General features: G+C 73.3%; 18 protein-coding genes. 11 read left to right on the forward strand and 7 right to left on the reverse strand.

All coding sequences use genetic code 11. From position 1 onward, the window contains the following. Nucleotides 1–33: 33 nt before the first annotated feature. Together ADK60_RS45030 and ADK60_RS45035 are read right to left on the reverse strand one after the other, a co-directional pair. Nucleotides 34–192 (reverse strand): hypothetical protein, encoded by a 159-nt coding sequence (locus ADK60_RS45030; protein WP_159394080.1) that lies wholly within the window; start codon nt 190–192, stop codon nt 34–36. A 119-nt stretch (nt 193–311) separates the two neighbouring features. Further along, a complete protein-coding gene (locus tag ADK60_RS45035; protein WP_159400548.1) occupies nt 312–689 on the reverse strand; it encodes a hypothetical protein in 378 nt (125 codons plus the stop codon). A 160-nt stretch (nt 690–849) separates the two neighbouring features. Here ADK60_RS45035 and ADK60_RS24215 point away from each other — a divergent pair, with 160 nt between their 5' ends. Beyond that, the gene (locus tag ADK60_RS24215; protein WP_053648862.1) at nt 850–1836 is read left to right on the forward strand and encodes a helix-turn-helix transcriptional regulator; all 987 of its coding nucleotides are present in this window, start codon (nt 850–852) and stop codon (nt 1834–1836) included. 103 nt (nt 1837–1939) lie between these two features. On the opposite strand, the gene ADK60_RS24220 is transcribed toward ADK60_RS24215, so the two are convergent. Continuing rightward, nucleotides 1940–2383 carry a VOC family protein gene (locus tag ADK60_RS24220; protein ID WP_053648864.1) on the reverse strand — a complete coding sequence of 148 codons (444 nt, stop codon included), beginning with the start codon at nt 2381–2383 and terminating at the stop codon, nt 1940–1942. A 124-nt stretch (nt 2384–2507) separates the two neighbouring features. On the opposite strand from ADK60_RS24220, the gene ADK60_RS24225 reads away from it, so the two are divergent. Beyond that, nucleotides 2508–3431: a DUF4231 domain-containing protein gene (locus ADK60_RS24225; RefSeq protein ID WP_045937645.1), complete on the forward strand. Its 924-nt coding sequence runs from the start codon at nt 2508–2510 to the stop codon at nt 3429–3431. Between the two features lie 39 nt (nt 3432–3470). Here the strand turns inward: ADK60_RS24225 and ADK60_RS24230 are convergent, their stop codons facing one another. After that, on the reverse strand, nt 3471–3878 hold the full coding sequence (locus ADK60_RS24230) for a VOC family protein (RefSeq protein WP_045937644.1): 408 nt from the start codon (nt 3876–3878) through the stop codon (nt 3471–3473). 238 nt (nt 3879–4116) lie between these two features. Between ADK60_RS24230 and ADK60_RS24235 the strand changes: the two genes are divergently transcribed. The 7 genes from ADK60_RS24235 (at nt 4117) to ADK60_RS24265 (ending at nt 11326) form a co-directional block, all read left to right on the forward strand. After that, nucleotides 4117–4833, forward strand: a complete 717-nt coding sequence (locus ADK60_RS24235; protein ID WP_045937643.1) for a WXG100-like domain-containing protein — start codon at nt 4117–4119, stop codon at nt 4831–4833. Further along, entirely contained in the window at nt 4830–5801 is a 972-nt protein-coding gene (locus ADK60_RS24240) for a nucleic acid/nucleotide deaminase domain-containing protein (RefSeq protein ID WP_053648866.1), read from the forward strand. Before ADK60_RS24235 ends, ADK60_RS24240 begins: the two co-directional genes overlap by 4 nt. A gap of 25 nt (nt 5802–5826) precedes the next feature. Further along, a complete protein-coding gene (locus ADK60_RS24245; protein WP_159394078.1) occupies nt 5827–6378 on the forward strand; it encodes an SUKH-4 family immunity protein in 552 nt (183 codons plus the stop codon). A 13-nt stretch (nt 6379–6391) separates the two neighbouring features. Continuing rightward, on the forward strand, nt 6392–7240 hold the full coding sequence (locus tag ADK60_RS24250) for a nucleic acid/nucleotide deaminase domain-containing protein (RefSeq protein WP_053648868.1): 849 nt from the start codon (nt 6392–6394) through the stop codon (nt 7238–7240). Between the two features lie 103 nt (nt 7241–7343). After that, nucleotides 7344–9107 carry a hypothetical protein gene (locus ADK60_RS24255; RefSeq protein ID WP_053648870.1) on the forward strand — a complete coding sequence of 588 codons (1764 nt, stop codon included), beginning with the start codon at nt 7344–7346 and terminating at the stop codon, nt 9105–9107. Between the two features lie 115 nt (nt 9108–9222). Beyond that, a complete protein-coding gene (locus ADK60_RS24260) occupies nt 9223–9657 on the forward strand; it encodes a MarR family winged helix-turn-helix transcriptional regulator (RefSeq protein ID WP_030393578.1) in 435 nt (144 codons plus the stop codon). Nucleotides 9658–9715: 58 nt separating this feature from the next. Continuing rightward, nucleotides 9716–11326 carry an MFS transporter gene (locus ADK60_RS24265; RefSeq protein ID WP_234371235.1) on the forward strand — a complete coding sequence of 537 codons (1611 nt, stop codon included), beginning with the start codon at nt 9716–9718 and terminating at the stop codon, nt 11324–11326. A 90-nt stretch (nt 11327–11416) separates the two neighbouring features. Here the strand turns inward: ADK60_RS24265 and ADK60_RS24270 are convergent, their stop codons facing one another. Beyond that, a complete protein-coding gene (locus ADK60_RS24270) occupies nt 11417–11935 on the reverse strand; it encodes a GNAT family N-acetyltransferase (protein ID WP_199839742.1) in 519 nt (172 codons plus the stop codon). Nucleotides 11936–11981: 46 nt separating this feature from the next. Here ADK60_RS24270 and thpR point away from each other — a divergent pair, with 46 nt between their 5' ends. Beyond that, complete coding sequence (gene thpR, locus ADK60_RS24275) at nt 11982–12572, forward strand: RNA 2',3'-cyclic phosphodiesterase (RefSeq protein ID WP_053648872.1); 591 nt, start codon at nt 11982–11984, stop codon at nt 12570–12572. Between the two features lie 26 nt (nt 12573–12598). Here thpR and ADK60_RS24280 read toward each other — a convergent pair whose 3' ends face one another. Then, a complete protein-coding gene (locus ADK60_RS24280) occupies nt 12599–13195 on the reverse strand; it encodes a TetR/AcrR family transcriptional regulator (RefSeq protein WP_053648874.1) in 597 nt (198 codons plus the stop codon). Nucleotides 13196–13306: 111 nt separating this feature from the next. On the opposite strand from ADK60_RS24280, the gene ADK60_RS24285 reads away from it, so the two are divergent. After that, nucleotides 13307–14071, forward strand: coding sequence for an SDR family NAD(P)-dependent oxidoreductase (locus tag ADK60_RS24285; protein ID WP_053648875.1), 765 nt, complete (start codon nt 13307–13309; stop codon nt 14069–14071). Nucleotides 14072–14295: 224 nt separating this feature from the next. Here ADK60_RS24285 and serC read toward each other — a convergent pair whose 3' ends face one another. Beyond that, nucleotides 14296–15414: a phosphoserine transaminase gene (gene serC, locus ADK60_RS24290; protein ID WP_030393572.1), complete on the reverse strand. Its 1119-nt coding sequence runs from the start codon at nt 15412–15414 to the stop codon at nt 14296–14298. Nucleotides 15415–15450: the final 36 nt, after the last annotated feature.

The raw sequence follows: 15450 nt of genomic DNA on the forward strand, positions 1-15450 counted from the left end.
ATGTGCTCGGTGCGCTCGCGGGCGCCGGGCGGGTCAGCCCCAGATGAGGTCCTCGGCCGGCGGGGCGACGACGGTGATCGGCCGGGCCTCGACACCGGTGGCGGGCTGCGCGGTGGTGGCGGCCAGTCCGGCCAGCGCGACGAGAGCGAGGGTGGTGACCGCGGCGGCCTTGGCGATGACGGTGCGGAACATGAGGGTGGTCCTCTCGGGTGCGAAGCGGCTGGGTCCCGGAGGCCGCATCCCGCGGTGACGCCTCCTCCGGTGCCGTCCGGGGCCTGGCCCCTTCCGGCAGACACCAGCTTCGTCGCAGCTCAGCCCGGGTGGAAGGCCTGACCGGTGGACGGAAACGGCCCTGGACCGTTCCGGTCAGGGGTGCCGGAAGCGGCCAGCAGCCGGTCGTAGAACGGGGTGACGAGCGGGACGGCGACCCGGTCGGCCCGCCAGCCCAGGAGCTCCGGGAACGATTCCAGCGCGGTCCGGCAGAACGCGGCCGCGCGTCTCTCGGCCTCGGCGAGCGAGTCGGTGAGGAGGAACAGGCCGAGCACCGGGTCGGGCACGGCGTCGCGGTGGAGCACCAGGTGCTCGATCCGGTCCTCCGGGCGCACCAGGGCCGACAGGAGTTCGCGGGTGTCCGGGGGGAGGGCGGCCTCCGGCGCGGGGTGCCGCAGGGCGGCGTGCACGAGGTACATGGAGTCAAGCGTGCTGAAGCGGGCGATCGGTGTGGAGTAGTTCAACACGGACAGTTCAGGCCCTGGCCGGAAGCGTCCACAGGGCGCCCTGGTGGGGGGCTCGGAGCCTGTGGAAGGATCGCGTGCGCAGCGAACACACATTCGTCATGGGGGAACGGACATGCTGACCGCACTGGGGCTGGACGCTGTCGCGGAGTCCGTCTACCGGGCCATGCTGGCCCGTCCGGGTGACGGCGTGGCCGCGCTGGCCGATCGCCTGTCTCTGGCCGAGCCGCAGGTCAGGACCGCCCTGGACCACCTGAGCGAGCTGGCCCTGCTGCGCCCCTCCGCCGAGCGGCCCGGTTCCCTGCGCGCGGTCTCCCCGGACGTCGGGATGGAGATCCTGATGGCGCGGCAGCAGGCCGAGCTGGCCGCCGCGCAGGCCAGGATCGAGGCCTCCCGTGCCGCGGCGGCGCAGCTCATCGCCGACTACGCCGACCTGCGGCCGGAGGCGAACACGCCCGATGTCGAGCAGCTGGTCGGCCTGGACCGGATCCGGGACCGGCTGAGCCGCTTCTCGAACGAGGCGCGCGAGGAGATCATGACCTTCGCGCCGGACGGCGGCCAGAGGCCGGAGAACATCGAGGCGGCCAAGCCGCTCAACCGCGCCCTGGCCGACCGCGGCGTGCGGATGCGCACCGTCTACCTGGACAGCGTCCGAAACAGTCCGCACACCGTCGAGTACGTGAACTGGCTGGCCTCCCTCGGCGGCCAGGTCCGGACCGTGCCCGAGCTGCCGACCCGCATGATCGTCGTCGACCGGGCGACCGCCGTCATCCCGGTGCGCAGCGACGACACCGCGGCCGGCGCCGTCGTACTGACCGGCCAGGGGATGCTGACCGCGCTCTGCGCGCTGTTCGAGACCGTCTGGGCCGGCGCACAGCCGCTGGGGGTCATCGCCCAGCTCGACCGGAACGGCCTCACCGCCCAGGAACGCACCGCCCTCGCCCTGCTCGCCGACGGGCACACCGACGACGCCATCGCCAAGCGGCTGGGCGTCTCCCCCCGCACCGCCCGCCGCATCGCCACCGACCTGATGGAGCGCCTGGAGGCCCGCAGCCGCTTCCAGGCCGGCGCCCGCGCGGCCCAGGTGGGCTGGCTGTCGTAGCGGAGCCCGCGCGTCGGCTGCGGCGTGCGGGGACGGAGGGCGTGAACCGGTCGGGTTCACGCCCTCCGTCGTTCGGCCGGGTTCGCAGCCGGTGCGCCGGGTGTCAGTGGACGCAGTACTCGTTGCCCTCAGGGTCCTGCATGACCACCCAGGAGCCGCCCGGTTCGGCGACCTCGCGCAGGGTGGTGGCGCCGAGGGCCTCGAGGCGGGTGACGGTGGCGGCGCGGGCGTCCGGGCCGGGGTGGAGGTCGAGGTGGAGGCGGTTCTTGCCCTGCTTCGGCTCGGGGACGCGCTGGAAGAGGATGCGGCGGCCGAGCCCGGTGCCGGAGGTGGGGTCGTGCGGGTCCTCGGGGTGGCGGACGGCGGCGAGGGTGAGCCAGGCGTGGCGGCCGTCGACCTCGGTGATCAGGTCCGGGGTGATCGCACCGGCGGACAGCAGGTTGCCGATCAGGGTGCTGTGGTCCTCGACGGTGTAGTCGAGGGCGGCGCCCCAGAAGGCGGCCTGGCGGTGCGGGTCGGCGGCGTCGATGACGAGCTTCCAGTGCATGGGCATGTAACCGGTTATAGGGGTTGCAGGGCGACCGGGGCAAGATGCGGCGTCAAGAAGGTCTCGGTGTAGCGGAGTTGACCGGGGGCATACTCCGGGCGAGACGGGGGAGGGGAGCGTTTCGATGGTGCGACAGGATCCGCCGACGGGGGTCGAGGCACAACTGCTGCCGGAGCTGTTCCGGGCGGCCGACCGGGCGTCGATCGCCGGCCAGCAGGAGACGCTGCGCTGGTACCGGGGACTGATCTCGATGCTGGTGGTCGCGGCGGTCGTCGGCTCGCTGCCCGGGCCGGACGACAAGGGCGCCGCCGACATCACGCCGCTGTTCTCGGTGGTGGCGTTCCTGGTGGCCGGGTACTTCTGGTCCCGGCTGCGCCGGGGCAACCCGCAGGCGCGGTGGTACGAGGCGCGGGCGGCGGCCGAGTCGGTGAAGACGCTGGCCTGGAAGTACTCGGTGCGGGCCCGGCCGTTCGAGGGTGACGCGGAGTCGGCGGACGTCGACCGGGTCTATCTGCTCCAGCTGGAGGACGTGCTGCGGGCCTTCGAGGACCCGGCGATCGTGCCGCCGGACGCGGTCGCCGAGATCACCCCGGAGATGCGGCGGGTCCGGGCGGAGTCGTTGACCTCGCGCCGGACGCTCTATCTGCGTACCCGGGTGGAGGGGCAGCGGACGTGGTACCGCTCGCGCGCCGAGTCCTGCGAGTCGCAGGCGGTCACCTGGGGGCTGGCCGTCGCGGCGCTGATCATCATCGGTGCGGCGGCGGCCGTCGCGCAGGCGACCGGGGCGCTGCAGGTGCACGTCTTCGGGGCCACGTCGGCGGCGGCCGCGTCGGTGATCGCCTGGACCCAGCTGAAGCAGCTCCGCCCGCTGGCGGCCGCGTACCAGCTGGCGGCGCGGGAATTGGAGAACGTCGGCAACCAGCTGTCCGACCTCGACCTGCGGGGGCCGGACGCCGAGCGGGGCTGGGCCCGGCTGGCGGCCGAGGCGGAGGACGCGGTGTCGCGCGAGCACACCACCTGGCGGGCCAAGCGGGCCTTCCCGCGCTGAGCGGGGCGCCCGTGGGGCCCGGGCCTTCCGGCGCTGGGCTCAGGCGTCCAGGGGCGCTAGACCGAACGGGTGGCCGGCCGGGTCGATCAGCACCTTGAGCGTGCGCCCGTGCTGGTACGTGGGCTCGGTCGCGCCCAGGGCCAGCGCGCGGGCGGTGGCCTCCTCCAGGTCGTCGACGTAGAAGTCCAGGTGGAAGTGCTTGCCGCCGTCCGGCTCGACCCACGGCTCCGGCCGGTACCCGTTGACCCGTCCGAAGCCGAGCGGGCTGCCGCCCTCCGGGTTGTCCAGGATGGCGAACTGCTCGTCCACGTGCCGGGTCTCCCACCCGAGCAGCTCGCCGTAGAAGGCGGCCAGTGCGACCGGGTCGGCACAGTCGATGGTGACCATGGCGAGGCGGGCGAAGCCGGTGTCGGCCTGCGCGGCCTGCTCGGCGGCGACGTCGGTCATGTCTGCTCGGCCCTTCTGCTGAGGGGTGGTGCGGCGCCGGGGGTCCGCGTGGACCGGGCCCCACGATCCAGCATCGCACCGGGAGTCATCGGGGGCACGGCCAGAGATGTGGGGCGATTCGGTCCGGAACGTTCCGGATCGCTACAGAATCGGCACTTCTTGGGCATCGGAGGACCAATGATTAGTTGTATAAACTTTTGATCCAATCGAGGGATTGTTGGTTACGGGGGGTTTCTCGATGGCTATCGAACTGCCTGACGAAGTCGCGACACTGCTGAGCTTCATCGGCATCCGCTGGCCCGCGGTCAACGAGGACAAGGTCCGCGAATTCGGCGAGCACATCAAGGAGTTCGCCAAGGGCCTCGAAGAGGTCCACGGCGACTCGACCGCGACGATCCATCAGCTCGGCGGAGCCTACGAGGGCGCGTCCTACCAGGCGCTGGCCGCCAAGTGGGCCCTGATGTCCGACAAGCACTTCAACGAGGTCGTCCAGGCCGCGCACGTGGTCGCGCAGGCGATGGACATCGCCGCCGACGCGATCGTCGCGATGAAGCTGGAGGCGCTCGGCGAACTCATCGTCCTGGCCGCCACCTTCGTCGCCGCCCAGGCCGCCGCCGTGGCGACGGCGGGACTGGCGGAGGTCGGCGCCATCGCGGCCCAGCAGGCCGCGCGCAAGCTGATGTCCTACCTGGCGCACCAGCTGGAGGAGTACATCGTCGCCCAGGTGGTGGAGGCCGCGCTCAACCCGCTGATCGAGATCGTCGCGGAGGCGGTGTCCGGGCTGGTCTTCGAGGCCGCCGAGGCCGCGGTCGCCGGTGGCTCGGTCGGCGCCGCGTTCAAGATCAATCCGGCCGCGGTGGAGGCGCACGCCCGGGCGCTGCACGAGCAGGCCGAGAAGGTCGCCCAGCACGCCCAGGTCTTCGGCACCCGGGTGTCGGCGGTGAGCTTCGAGTGAGCGACCCCACCGTCAAGGCGCTCAAGAACGTCGCGACGAAGCTCGGCAAGACCCTGTCGGACGACATGGGCAAGGCCGCCAAGAAGATGTACAAGCAGGCGGGCGACAACCTCAACAAGACCGCCAAGCACCACAAGGACAACGACCACAACACCGCCGGCGACTTCGACGGCAAGGCCAAGGACAAGGCCGCCGAACCGCCCAAGACGGGCAACGGCGCGGGTGGTGACGGGCCGAAGACGCCGCCGCGGAAGTACTTCATCCACGACGACGGCCGGGTCCAGGAGATCAAGGACGGCAAGCTCGTCGATGTGAAGGACCCGGACGAGTCGCTCAAGACCATGCTGGACGGGGCCAAGGTCAAGGACCCGTCCAAGGAGGAGATCGAGAAGCACCACGCGAAGAAGTACAAGAAGTCGGACAAGGACGACGCCGGGAACCAGAAGCAGGACGAGAAGGTCGTCAGTCAGAAGATCGACGATCCGACCGAGCTGTCCCGCGCGGTGGAGGAGGCCCGGCGCGCCCAGGGGGACTACGGCGGCAAGAACTACGCCTCGCTCCGGTACCGGGACGAGAAGGGCGAGTTCATCCTGGTCGGCCGGAGCGACTACAACCGCAGCCACTCGGAACGCTCGATCGGAAAACCTCTGCTCGGCGGCAGGGAGGGCAATGTCACCGACCTCTACACCGAACGGGCGCCCTGCCAGGCGGGCCCGAACTGCGAACGCTGGCTGGCCAGGCACTTCGAGTCCCAGAACCCGGATCTGAAGGTCACCCACGGTGTCGAGTACGACAACAAGGTGCCCACCAAGGACCGCGACTGGGGGCACAAGGCCTATCTGAAGCAGATCGAGCAGGACCACGCCGCGGGCCAGCACGGTGGCACGATGGGCACCAAGGACTTCGACGCGCAGGGGCAGCAGGACAAGGCGGCCTCCGCCGCGAAGAAGAAGGCCAAGGGTCTGTGACGGTCGAGAACGAAGGATGGACGAGGTGCTGGTAGGGATTGAGTGGCCGGTGGTCGTGGAACGGGCCGCACCCGGCGACCTGCTGCGGTTCCGCCCCGACGTGGCGGCGCGGATCTGGCCCGAGGGTGACGGCGCGCGCTTCGTGACCGAGATCGGGATCCCGTTCTCCAACGGGCTCTTCCGGATCCTGGAGGAGTTCGCGGACCGGGACCCGGCCACCCCGGCGCACGCCTTCGAGACCTGGGACTCCTCGCCGGTCGACACGCCGCACGGCCGGCTGCAGCCGCTGGGCAGCCTCTTCCAGGCGACCGTGTACGTGCACCTCGGCGACGGCACGATCTGGGTCTCGGACCCGGACGCCGAGATCGAGTACGAGCTGATCCACGGGGACGTCTCCTCCCTGAGCTACCTCGTCTACAAGTTCGAGGTCGAGCGCCCGGGCCCCGACGAGCGCCCGGACCCCAACGACTGGGCCGCGGTGGAGGAGATCGTCCAGGAGGGCATGGAGCGCTGGGACTCGCTGCCGTTCAAGAGCGAGTTCTGGGCGATGTTCCTCGACACCTGGGCCACCCTGTGAGCGGGGCCGCCGAGTGAACGCGGACAGGGACGACGAGCTGGCGGCGGCGCTGTTGGCGCATTTCGGGCCGCGCGGGCTGCGGGCCCTGCCGATCGCGCCCGCCGGGCCGTTGCGGCATCCGGGGCTTCCGCTGCAGGTCGGGCCGTACTTCCGGGCGGCGGAGGAGCACGATCCGCTGTCGGTGGGGGAGTGTGCCGCGGCGGTCGGGGCGGACGCCGGGCCGATGGCGGCGCAGCTGCGGATCGGGACGGACGGCGGGGCCGAGCTGTACTTCGCGCCGGACCGGTCGGTCCGGGCGGTGCTGCTGGGCGCCGAGCCGCTGGACCTGCCGGTGAGCGGCAGCGTGGCGGCGTTCGCGGCGGGACTGCTGCTGCTCGACCGGTTGCTGCCGGCGGTCGCCGAGGTGGATCGGCCGGACCTGGCGCTGGCCGCCTACCGGGAGCTGCGGCAGGGTCTGCTGGCCGCGGACCCGACCGCCTTCGACGACCGTGAGGGCTGGTGGCCGCGGGTGCTGGACGACCTGCGGCGGCCGTTGAACATCGACTCCTCGGCGGCCTTCGAGGTGGTCGACGAGCACGGCGCGAAGCGGATCGTCTCGGAGGTGGGCGGCCCCGGCCTGCTGCACCCCGAGGAGGCGCTCTGGCACCGGCTGCGGGCCGAGGGCGTGGAGGCCGAGCAGGTCGTGCGGGTGTACTGCGAGCTGGAGCCGTGCATGATGCCCGGCCACTACTGCGCGCGCTGGCTGGCGCGGGAGTTTCCGCAGGCGGAGTTCACCCACAGCTTCGACTACGGCGACACGGCCGAGTCCCGGGAGAGCGGGATCAAGGCACTGATGATCAGCGTGGCCGAGCGGCGCGGCTGAGTCGGGCAAGGCCGGGTCGGGCAAGGCCGGGTCGGGTAGGGCCGAGCCTGGCACGGCTGAGCTCGGCACGGAGCACGGAAGTACGGGGAGAGGGAAGCGGGCGATGGCGGGGAGCGGGCTGCGGATGCCGCGGCTGGGGGCGGGCCGCAGGCCGGCCGGAATGGCGTTGCTGGGCTGGCTGGACGATCCGCGGGCGCCGCGGCTGTGCCGGGTGGCCGGGCCGCCCGGGTCCGGCAAGTCGCACCTGCTGGCCTGGCTGGTGCGCGGCTGCACCGGGGCCGACGCCCCGGGCGGGCGGCGGATCCACGCGGTGCTGCCCGCCGCCGGTGCCACCGTCCGGACGGCCGTCTGGTCGCTCGGGCAGCAGCTCGACCTGGTCGCGCACGCCCCGGGCCCGCTGATCGCGGCGATCGCGGCGGACGGCCGGCCGACCGTGGTCTGCGTGCCCGAACTGGACCTGGCCGAGGACCCGGCCGCCCTGGTGACCGAGCTGCTCGACCCGCTGCTCCGGCTGCCCGGGGTACGGCTGGTGATCGGGGCGGCGACGGACGGCCCGGCCGCCCGGGCGTTCACCGCCGTGCCCGCTCCGGCGGTGCTGGACCTCGGTGAGCCGCAGTGGACGGACGCCGCGCGGTTCGCCGCCTGGGCGGTGGAGCAGGGCGGCGACCCGGCCGCCTACCCGCTGCCCGGGCCGGTCCTCGGGACGCCCGCGGCCCCGCCCGCCCCGGTGCCGCCGCCGCCCGGGACGGAGCCGCGCTCGCTCGGCGAGGAGGCCCTGTCGGCGCTCTGGACGACGGTGGCGGCGGACCCCGGCCCGCTGGCCGCGGACCCGCTGCTCTACGCGCTCGCCCGCCCGGTCCCGGTGACGGCGGCGGTCGAGCGGCGGGACGACGCGCTGGCCAGGGCCTGGCGGGCCGCGGGACCGGCGGTGATCGAGGAGCCGGACCCGGCGGTGCGGGCGGCGGTGCTGCGCACCCGGCTGCTGGGCGGGGACACCGTCGCCGCGGCGGCCGCGGCCGTGCTGGCGCAGCTGCCAGGGCCCTGGGCCGGGCGCTGGGCCCGCTGGGAGGGCGTCGACCGGGACTGGCCGGGACCGGCGGTGGCGCTCACGGCCGGGGCGGGGCCGTACGCGGGGCAGGTGCTGGTGGCCGATCCGACCGGTTCGGTGCGGACCTTCGACGCCGCCACCGGCCGGCGCCTCGGCGCGGTGGTGGTGCCCGCGCCGCGCCCGTTGCGGGGGCTGGCGGTGACGGCGGGCGGTTCCGCGGTGCTGCTCGACGCCTGGGGGCGGCCGGAGCTGGTGGTGCCGGCCGAGCCCCGGCCGGGCCTGGAGCCGTACGGGCTGATGGCGGCACTGGACGCGGTGGGCGCGGCCTCCGGGGACCTGAGCGCGGTGGCGGCGGTCGGCGGGCTGGCGGATTCCGCGCCGGCCCTCGGCGACGCGGCCGGCGCGGTGCACTGGTACGAGGACGGCAAGGTGCTGAGCGAGCGGCTGCACCACGGGCCGGTGACGGCGCTGGCCGGTACCGCGCTGGGCGGCGGGCCGCTGTCCGATCCGGAGATCCCGCTGCTGGTGAGCGGTGGCTTCGACGGCGCGGTGCGGCTCTGGGGGCCGCGTTCGGCGCCGATGCCCGAGCCGTCCGACCGCCGGGGCTGTCCGGTGACGGCGGTGGCGGCCGGGGCGACGGCGGCCGGTCCGGTGGTGGCGGCGGCCTGGTCGGACGGGCTCGTCCGGGTGCGGGACCTGGGGACGGGAGGGGTGCTGGACCTGCGGACCGGCTCGGAGGTGTGGTCGCTGGCGCTGGCCGGCACGCTGCTGGTGCTGGGCATGCCGGACGGTCTCGCGGCGGTGGACACCCGGCGCTGACCTCGCCCAGAACCCACGCGCGTAAACCCACGCGCGTACCCCGATCGGGACGCCGTGAAGCGGGCGAACGGAAACCAATTTTCTTTAGCGAGAGTAATGACGTAGGCTAAACAACATGCCCGAGATGTCCGAGCAGGACCTCGCAGCCATCAGTCAGCTGCGTTCGTCCGCCATGCGCCTCTCCCGTCGACTGCGTCACCAGCGGGTCGAGGAGTCGCTCAGCCCCACCGAGATCGGGGTGCTGGGCACCCTCGCCCGGTGCGGGAAGGCCACACCGGGCGAGCTCGCCCGGAAGGAGCACGTGCAGCCGCCCTCGATGACCAGGATCGTCGCGATGCTGGAGGAGAAGGGCCTGGTGCGGCGCGAGCCGCACCCGGAGGACCGCCGCCAGGTGGTCGTCAGCAGTACCGAGGAGGCCGAGGCGATCCTGGCGGAGTCCCGCAGTCGCCGGAACGCCTGGCTCGCCGAGCTCGCCGAGGGGCTCGACGAGGAGGAGTGGGCGAAGCTCCGCGAGGCCGCGCCCGTGCTCTACAAGCTCGCACACCTCTAGGCAGATCGATTCCGGTAGCCGCCGGAGGACGAAGGAGAAACGCATTACCGCAGGACCGATGACAGACACCAGGAGCGCGACGGCCGGAGCACCGGCCGCCGCGCCGCGAGGGGAGACCACTGTGACACCGCCGGCCGCCGCCACCGCAGCCGCCACCCGTATCCGGACCGACGAGCAGACCACCGACACCGCCGCGGCGAGCGCCGCGGCCGCCGACACCCAGGCACCCGCCCCGACGGGGCTGCCGGGCAACGGCGACGACGACCCCGACGAACGCACCGCGGCGGAGGACCCCGCCGCTCCCGGCCGCAGCCGCGCGGCCACGTCCCCGAGGACGGCGGATTCGCCGACCGGAGCCCGGTTCACCCGGCCCGGGGGGATGTTCAGCTCACTGAGCGTTCGCAACTACCGCTACTACTTCGCCGGCCAGGTGGTGTCCAACACCGGGACCTGGATGCAGCGCATCGCCCAGGACTGGTTGGTCCTGAGCCTCACCGGCAGCCCGCTCGCGGTCGGCATCACCACCGCGATGCAGTTCCTGCCGATGCTGCTGCTCGGTCTCTTCGGCGGAGTGCTCGCCGACCGGCTGCCCAAGCGCAAGCTGCTGATCGGCACCCAGGGCGCGATGGGCCTGCTGGCCGCCGGCCTCGCCGTGCTGACCGTGGCCGGCGTCGTGACGCCGTACTACGTCTACGCCTTCGCCCTGCTGCTCGGCCTGGTCACCGTGGTCGACAACCCGGCCCGGCAGGCCTTCGTCTCCGAGATGGTCGGCCCGAAGCACCTCGCCAACGCGGTCAGCCTGAACGCCGCCAACTTCCAGACCGCCCGGCTGGTCGGCCCCGCCGTCGCGGGCCTGCTGATCGCCGCGGTCGGCAGCGGCTGGGCGTTCGCGGTGAACGCGCTGTCCTTCGCCGCCGTCATCGGCGGACTGCTCGCCATGCGCGAGAGCGAACTGCGCCCGACCGAGCCGATCGCCCGGGAGAAGGGGCAGTTGCGGGAGGGGCTGCGGTACGTCAAGGAGCGGCCCGAGCTGCTCTGGCCGCTGGTGCTGGCCGGTTTCATCGGCACCTTCGGCTTCAACTTCCCGACCCTGCTGGCGGGTTTCGCCACGGACACCTTCCACGTCGGTGCCGGGCAGTACGGCCTGCTGAACACCGCGATGGCGGTCGGCTCGCTGGCCGGGGCCCTGATCGCGGCCCGCCGGGGCGCGCCCAGGCTGCGCAGACTCGTCGGCGCCGCCCTCGGCTTCGGCGCGCTGGAGGTGCTGGCGGCGTTCGCGCCCGGCTACTGGACCTTCGCGCTGCTGCTCACCCTGATCGGGGTGTTCGGGCTGAGCTTCAACACCTCGGTCAACGCCACCCTGCAGCTGGCCACCGAGCCCGCGATGCGCGGCCGGGTGATGGGCCTGCTGATGCTGGTCTTCACCGGCGGCACGCCGATCGGGGCGCCGATCGTGGGCTGGGTCACCGCCTCGTACGGGCCCCGGCTCGGGCTGCTGGCCTGCGGCCTGGTCTCGGCGCTGGCGGCCACCGTGGTCGGCCTGGTGCTGGCCCGCAGCGCGGAGCTGCGGCTGCGGCTTGACCTGCACCCGGGGCGCGGCGGCCGGATCGTCGCCCTGGTGCCGCGGCCGGTGGCCGGCGTCAAGCCGGAGCTGGCCACCGCCTGCTGACGGTGGGTCGGGCTCGCTGACCGCGGGTCGGGCCCGTTGACCGCGGGTCGGCCCCGGAGTGCCGTTCGACACTCCGGGGCCGACGGCCGGTCAGAGCCGGATGGCCAGGATCTGCCCCTGCCAGAGCCCGGCCGGCTGCTCGACCTCGAAGGATTCCGTCTCGGTGAAGCCGAGCGCCCGGTACTGGCCGACCAGCTTGCGGTCGCCGCCGGCGAAGCAGTCCACCCGCAGCAGGCCGATGCCGCGCCGGCGGGCCTCGTCGAGGGCGTCGGCGATCAGCGCGGCGCCGATGCCGGAGCCCTTGCGGGTCCGGTCGGTCACCAGGTTGCGGATGTACAGCTCGGGCCCGTCCACCGGGGTGGCGTACTCGGGCCGCTCCTCGGACAGCACGCAGGAGCCGACGGTGCGCCCCTCGTCGTCGACCGCGAGCCGGATCAGGAACGGCTCGTGGCCGTACTTGCCGATGTGCTCGACCCGGGCCGGGGTGCCGCTGAAGGAGTGCTCGCCCCACTGGCGGGTGCGGCCCTGGGCGGCCAGCCACTCCACGGCGCCGTCGAGCAGGGACAGGATGTCGGGGATGTCTTCGGGACCCCCGTTGCGGATCTTCATGGAAAACCGTTCTAGTCCAAACCGTCGCCCGGTGGAAGATGTCCCCATGAGGCTCTTCGTGGCGGTACTGCCTCCGGTGGAGGCGTTGCAGGACCTGGTCGACGCGGTGGCGCCGGTGCACGGCCTGCCCGGGGCGGACCGGCTGCGCTGGACCGCGGTCGAGGGCTGGCACCTGACCCTGGCGTTCCTCGGCGAGGTGCCGGTCGAGCGGGTGCCGGAGCTGTCGGCCGCTCTGGCGGCGGTGGCGGCGGTGAATCCGGCGCACCCGCTGCGGCTGGCCGGGGCCGGCCGGTTCGGCGACAAGGTGCTCTGGGCCGGGGTCGAGGGCCGGGTGTGGGCCCTGCGCGGGCTGGCCGAGGCGGTGGCCGGGGCCACCGCGGCGGTGGCCGGCGAGGCGGACGCGTTCAGCTTCCACCCCCATCTGACGCTGGCCAGGGCCGGGTCCTCACGGGGGCAGCGGCGCGCGGCGCAGCGGGCGGCCGCGGCGGAGCTGGACGGGCTGGCGCAGGCCCTGGAGGGGTACCGCGGGCCGGACTGGGAGGCCGCCGAGCTGCACCTGATGCAGAGCGAGCAGGGCGGCGGCTTCGCCCACTACAGCTCACTGGCCTCCTGGCCGCTGGCCCGCTGGGAGGACTGAGAAGGGCGGGTGGGCCGGGGCTCCGGTCAGGGCCAGATCCGCATGGCGTCCGCCGCGACCCGCTCCAGTTCGGCGCGGGTCGCGCCGTCGCGGGCGCGCTGCGACATGCCCTGGACCACGGTTGCGGTGAACTGCGCCAGCGCCGCCGGGTCCGTCCCGGCGGGCTCGTGACCGGCCGCGACGTCGGCGCGGATCAGTGACTCCAGGGCGCGGACGTTGGCGTTGCGCAGCTCCCGGACGGCCCCGGTCACCTCGGGCGAGGTGCAGTTGACGGTCGAGCTGATCAGCAGACAGCCCCACGGGTGGTCGGGGTCGGTCGCCATGGCGGCGGCCTCGCGCAGCATCCGGGCCACGCCGGCCCGGGCGGTGGGCTCCTCGGCGAGCGCGCGGGTCGCGTAGGCGCCGTGGCCCTCCCGGTACCGGTCGACCACCTCGCCGAAGAGGGCGCTCTTGTCGCCGAAGGCCGCGTAGAGGCTCGGCGGGCGGATGCCCATCGCGGTGGTGAGGTCGGCGACCGAGGTCGCCTCGTAGCCGCGTTCCCAGAACAGCCGCAGGGCCTGCTCCAGGGCGGCCTCACGGTCGAAGGAGCGCGGGCGGCCGCGCTTCGCGGTGGTGGTGGCCATGCGCCGATTCTATATCGCCCACTACAGAAACCGTGCTACGGTCATTTCATTAGCGATCACTACAGAAGTGGGCGCCGCCGGACCGGTGGCGCCCGGAAGAAGGGGGCGGTCATGTCGGGGTTGACCGGACGGACGGCGCTGGTGACGGGCGGCAGCCGGGGTATCGGGCGGGGCATCGCCGAGCGGCTGGCCCGCGAGGGCGCGCTGGTCGCGGTGCACGGGCGGGACCCGGAGGCGGCCGCGCGGACGGCGAAGGAGATCGAGCGGGACGGCGGCCGGGCCTTCCCGGTCGCCGCCGAACTCGGCGTGCCCGGGGACGCCGAGGCGCTCTGGGCCGCCTTCGACGCCGGGCTGGCCGGGTACGACGGCGGCCACGGGCTGGACATCCTGGTGAACAACGCCGGGATCGGGCAGCCGGGACGGATCCACGAGGTGGACGAGGCCGCCTACGACCGGGTCTTCGCCGTCAACACGCGGGCGCCGTTCTTCGTCGTCCGGCACGGTCTGGACCGGCTGCGCGACGGCGGGCGGATCGTCAACGTCTCCTCGGGCGTCACCCGGGTGGCGTTCCCGGAGGCCGTCGCCTACGCGATGACCAAGGGGGCGCTGAACACCCTGACGCTGACCCTCGCCCAGGAGCTGGGGCCGCGCGGGATCACCGTCAACGCGGTGCTGCCGGGCATCGTGGCCACCGACATCAACCCCTGGCTGGCGGACCCGTCGGCGCGGGCCCGGGCCTCCTCGTTCTCGGTCTTCGACCGGGTCGCCGAGCCGGCCGACGTGGCGGACGTGGTGGCCTTCCTGGCCTCGGACGACGCCCGCTGGGTCACCGGCCAGAACCTGGACGCCAGCGGCGGATCCAACCTCGGCGTCTGAGCCCGGACCGGCCGGGGGTACGCTCGTTGACCGTGGATCCCAAGACTCGCATGCGAATCGTGACCGGCGCGCTCGTCCTGCTGCTGGTGATCGTGCTGGCCAGCTCGCTGGTCGGCCGGTAGCCGCCGGGACCGGCGGAACGGAAGAGGGCCACCGCCCGGAGGCGGTGGCCCTTCATTCGTGCGGGTGCGGCCGGTCGTAGCCGCTGGAGCACGCGGTCGGGGTCAGAGCCGCTCGACCACGTAGTCGATGCAGACCGTGAGCGCCTCGACGTCGGCCGGCTCGATCGCCGGGAACATCGCGACCCGCAGCTGGTTGCGGCCGAGCTTGCGGTACGGCTCGGTGTCGACGATGCCGTTGGCGCGCAGCGCCTTGGCGACGGCGGCGGCGTCCACCGAGTCGTCGAAGTCGATCGTGCCGACGACCTGGGAGCGCTCGGCCGGGTTCGCCACGAACGGGTTGGCGAACGAGGACTTCTCGGCCCAGCCGTACAGCCGGGACGAGGAATCAGCCGTACGGGCGACGGCCCAGTCGAGCCCGCCGTTGCCGTTCATCCATTCCAGCTGGTCGGCCAGCAGGAAGAGGGTGGCGATGGACGGGGTGTTGTACGTCTGGTCCTTCGACGAGTTGTCGATGGCCGTCGGCAGGTCGAAGAACGGCGGGATGTACCGGCCGGAGCCGGCGATCTCGGCGGCGCGCTCCAGGGCGGCCGGGGAGAACGACGCCAGCCACAGGCCGCCCTCGGAGGCGAAGGACTTCTGCGGGGCGAAGTAGTAGACGTCGGTCTCGGTGATGTCCACCGGCAGGCCGCCGGCGCCCGAGGTGGCGTCGACCAGCACCAGCGAGCCCTGGTCGGCGCCGGCCGGGCGGGCGATCGGCATCGCGACGCCGGTGGAGGTCTCGTTGTGGGTGAGGCCGTAGACGTCCACCCCGGCCTCGGCGACCGGCAGCGGGTGGGTGCCGGGGGCGGTCTTGATCACGCTCGGCTCGGCCAGCCAGGGCGCGGCCTTCACGGAGGAGGCGAACTTGGAGGAGAACTCGCCGAAGTCGAGGTGCTGGGACTTCTCGCGTACCAGGCCGAAGGCCGCGATGTCCCAGAAGGCGGTGGACCCGCCGTTGCCGAGAACCACCTGGTATCCCTCGGGCAGGGAGAACAGGCTGCTCACGCCCTCGCGCACGCGCTTGACCAGGTTCTTCACCGGGGCCTGGCGGTGGGAGGTGCCGAGCAGGGAGGTCTCGGTGGCGGCGAGGGCACTCAGGGCCTCGGGGCGCACCTTGGAGGGGCCACAGCCGAAACGGCCGTCGGCGGGCTTGATGTCAGCGGGGATCTGGATCTGAGCCACGCGCCGCAGCCTACCGGCCGGGGCAGCCGCGGTTCG

This window comes from Streptomyces sp. XY431 (assembly GCF_001279805.1).
GTDB classification, from domain to species: domain Bacteria; phylum Actinomycetota; class Actinomycetes; order Streptomycetales; family Streptomycetaceae; genus Kitasatospora; species Kitasatospora purpeofusca.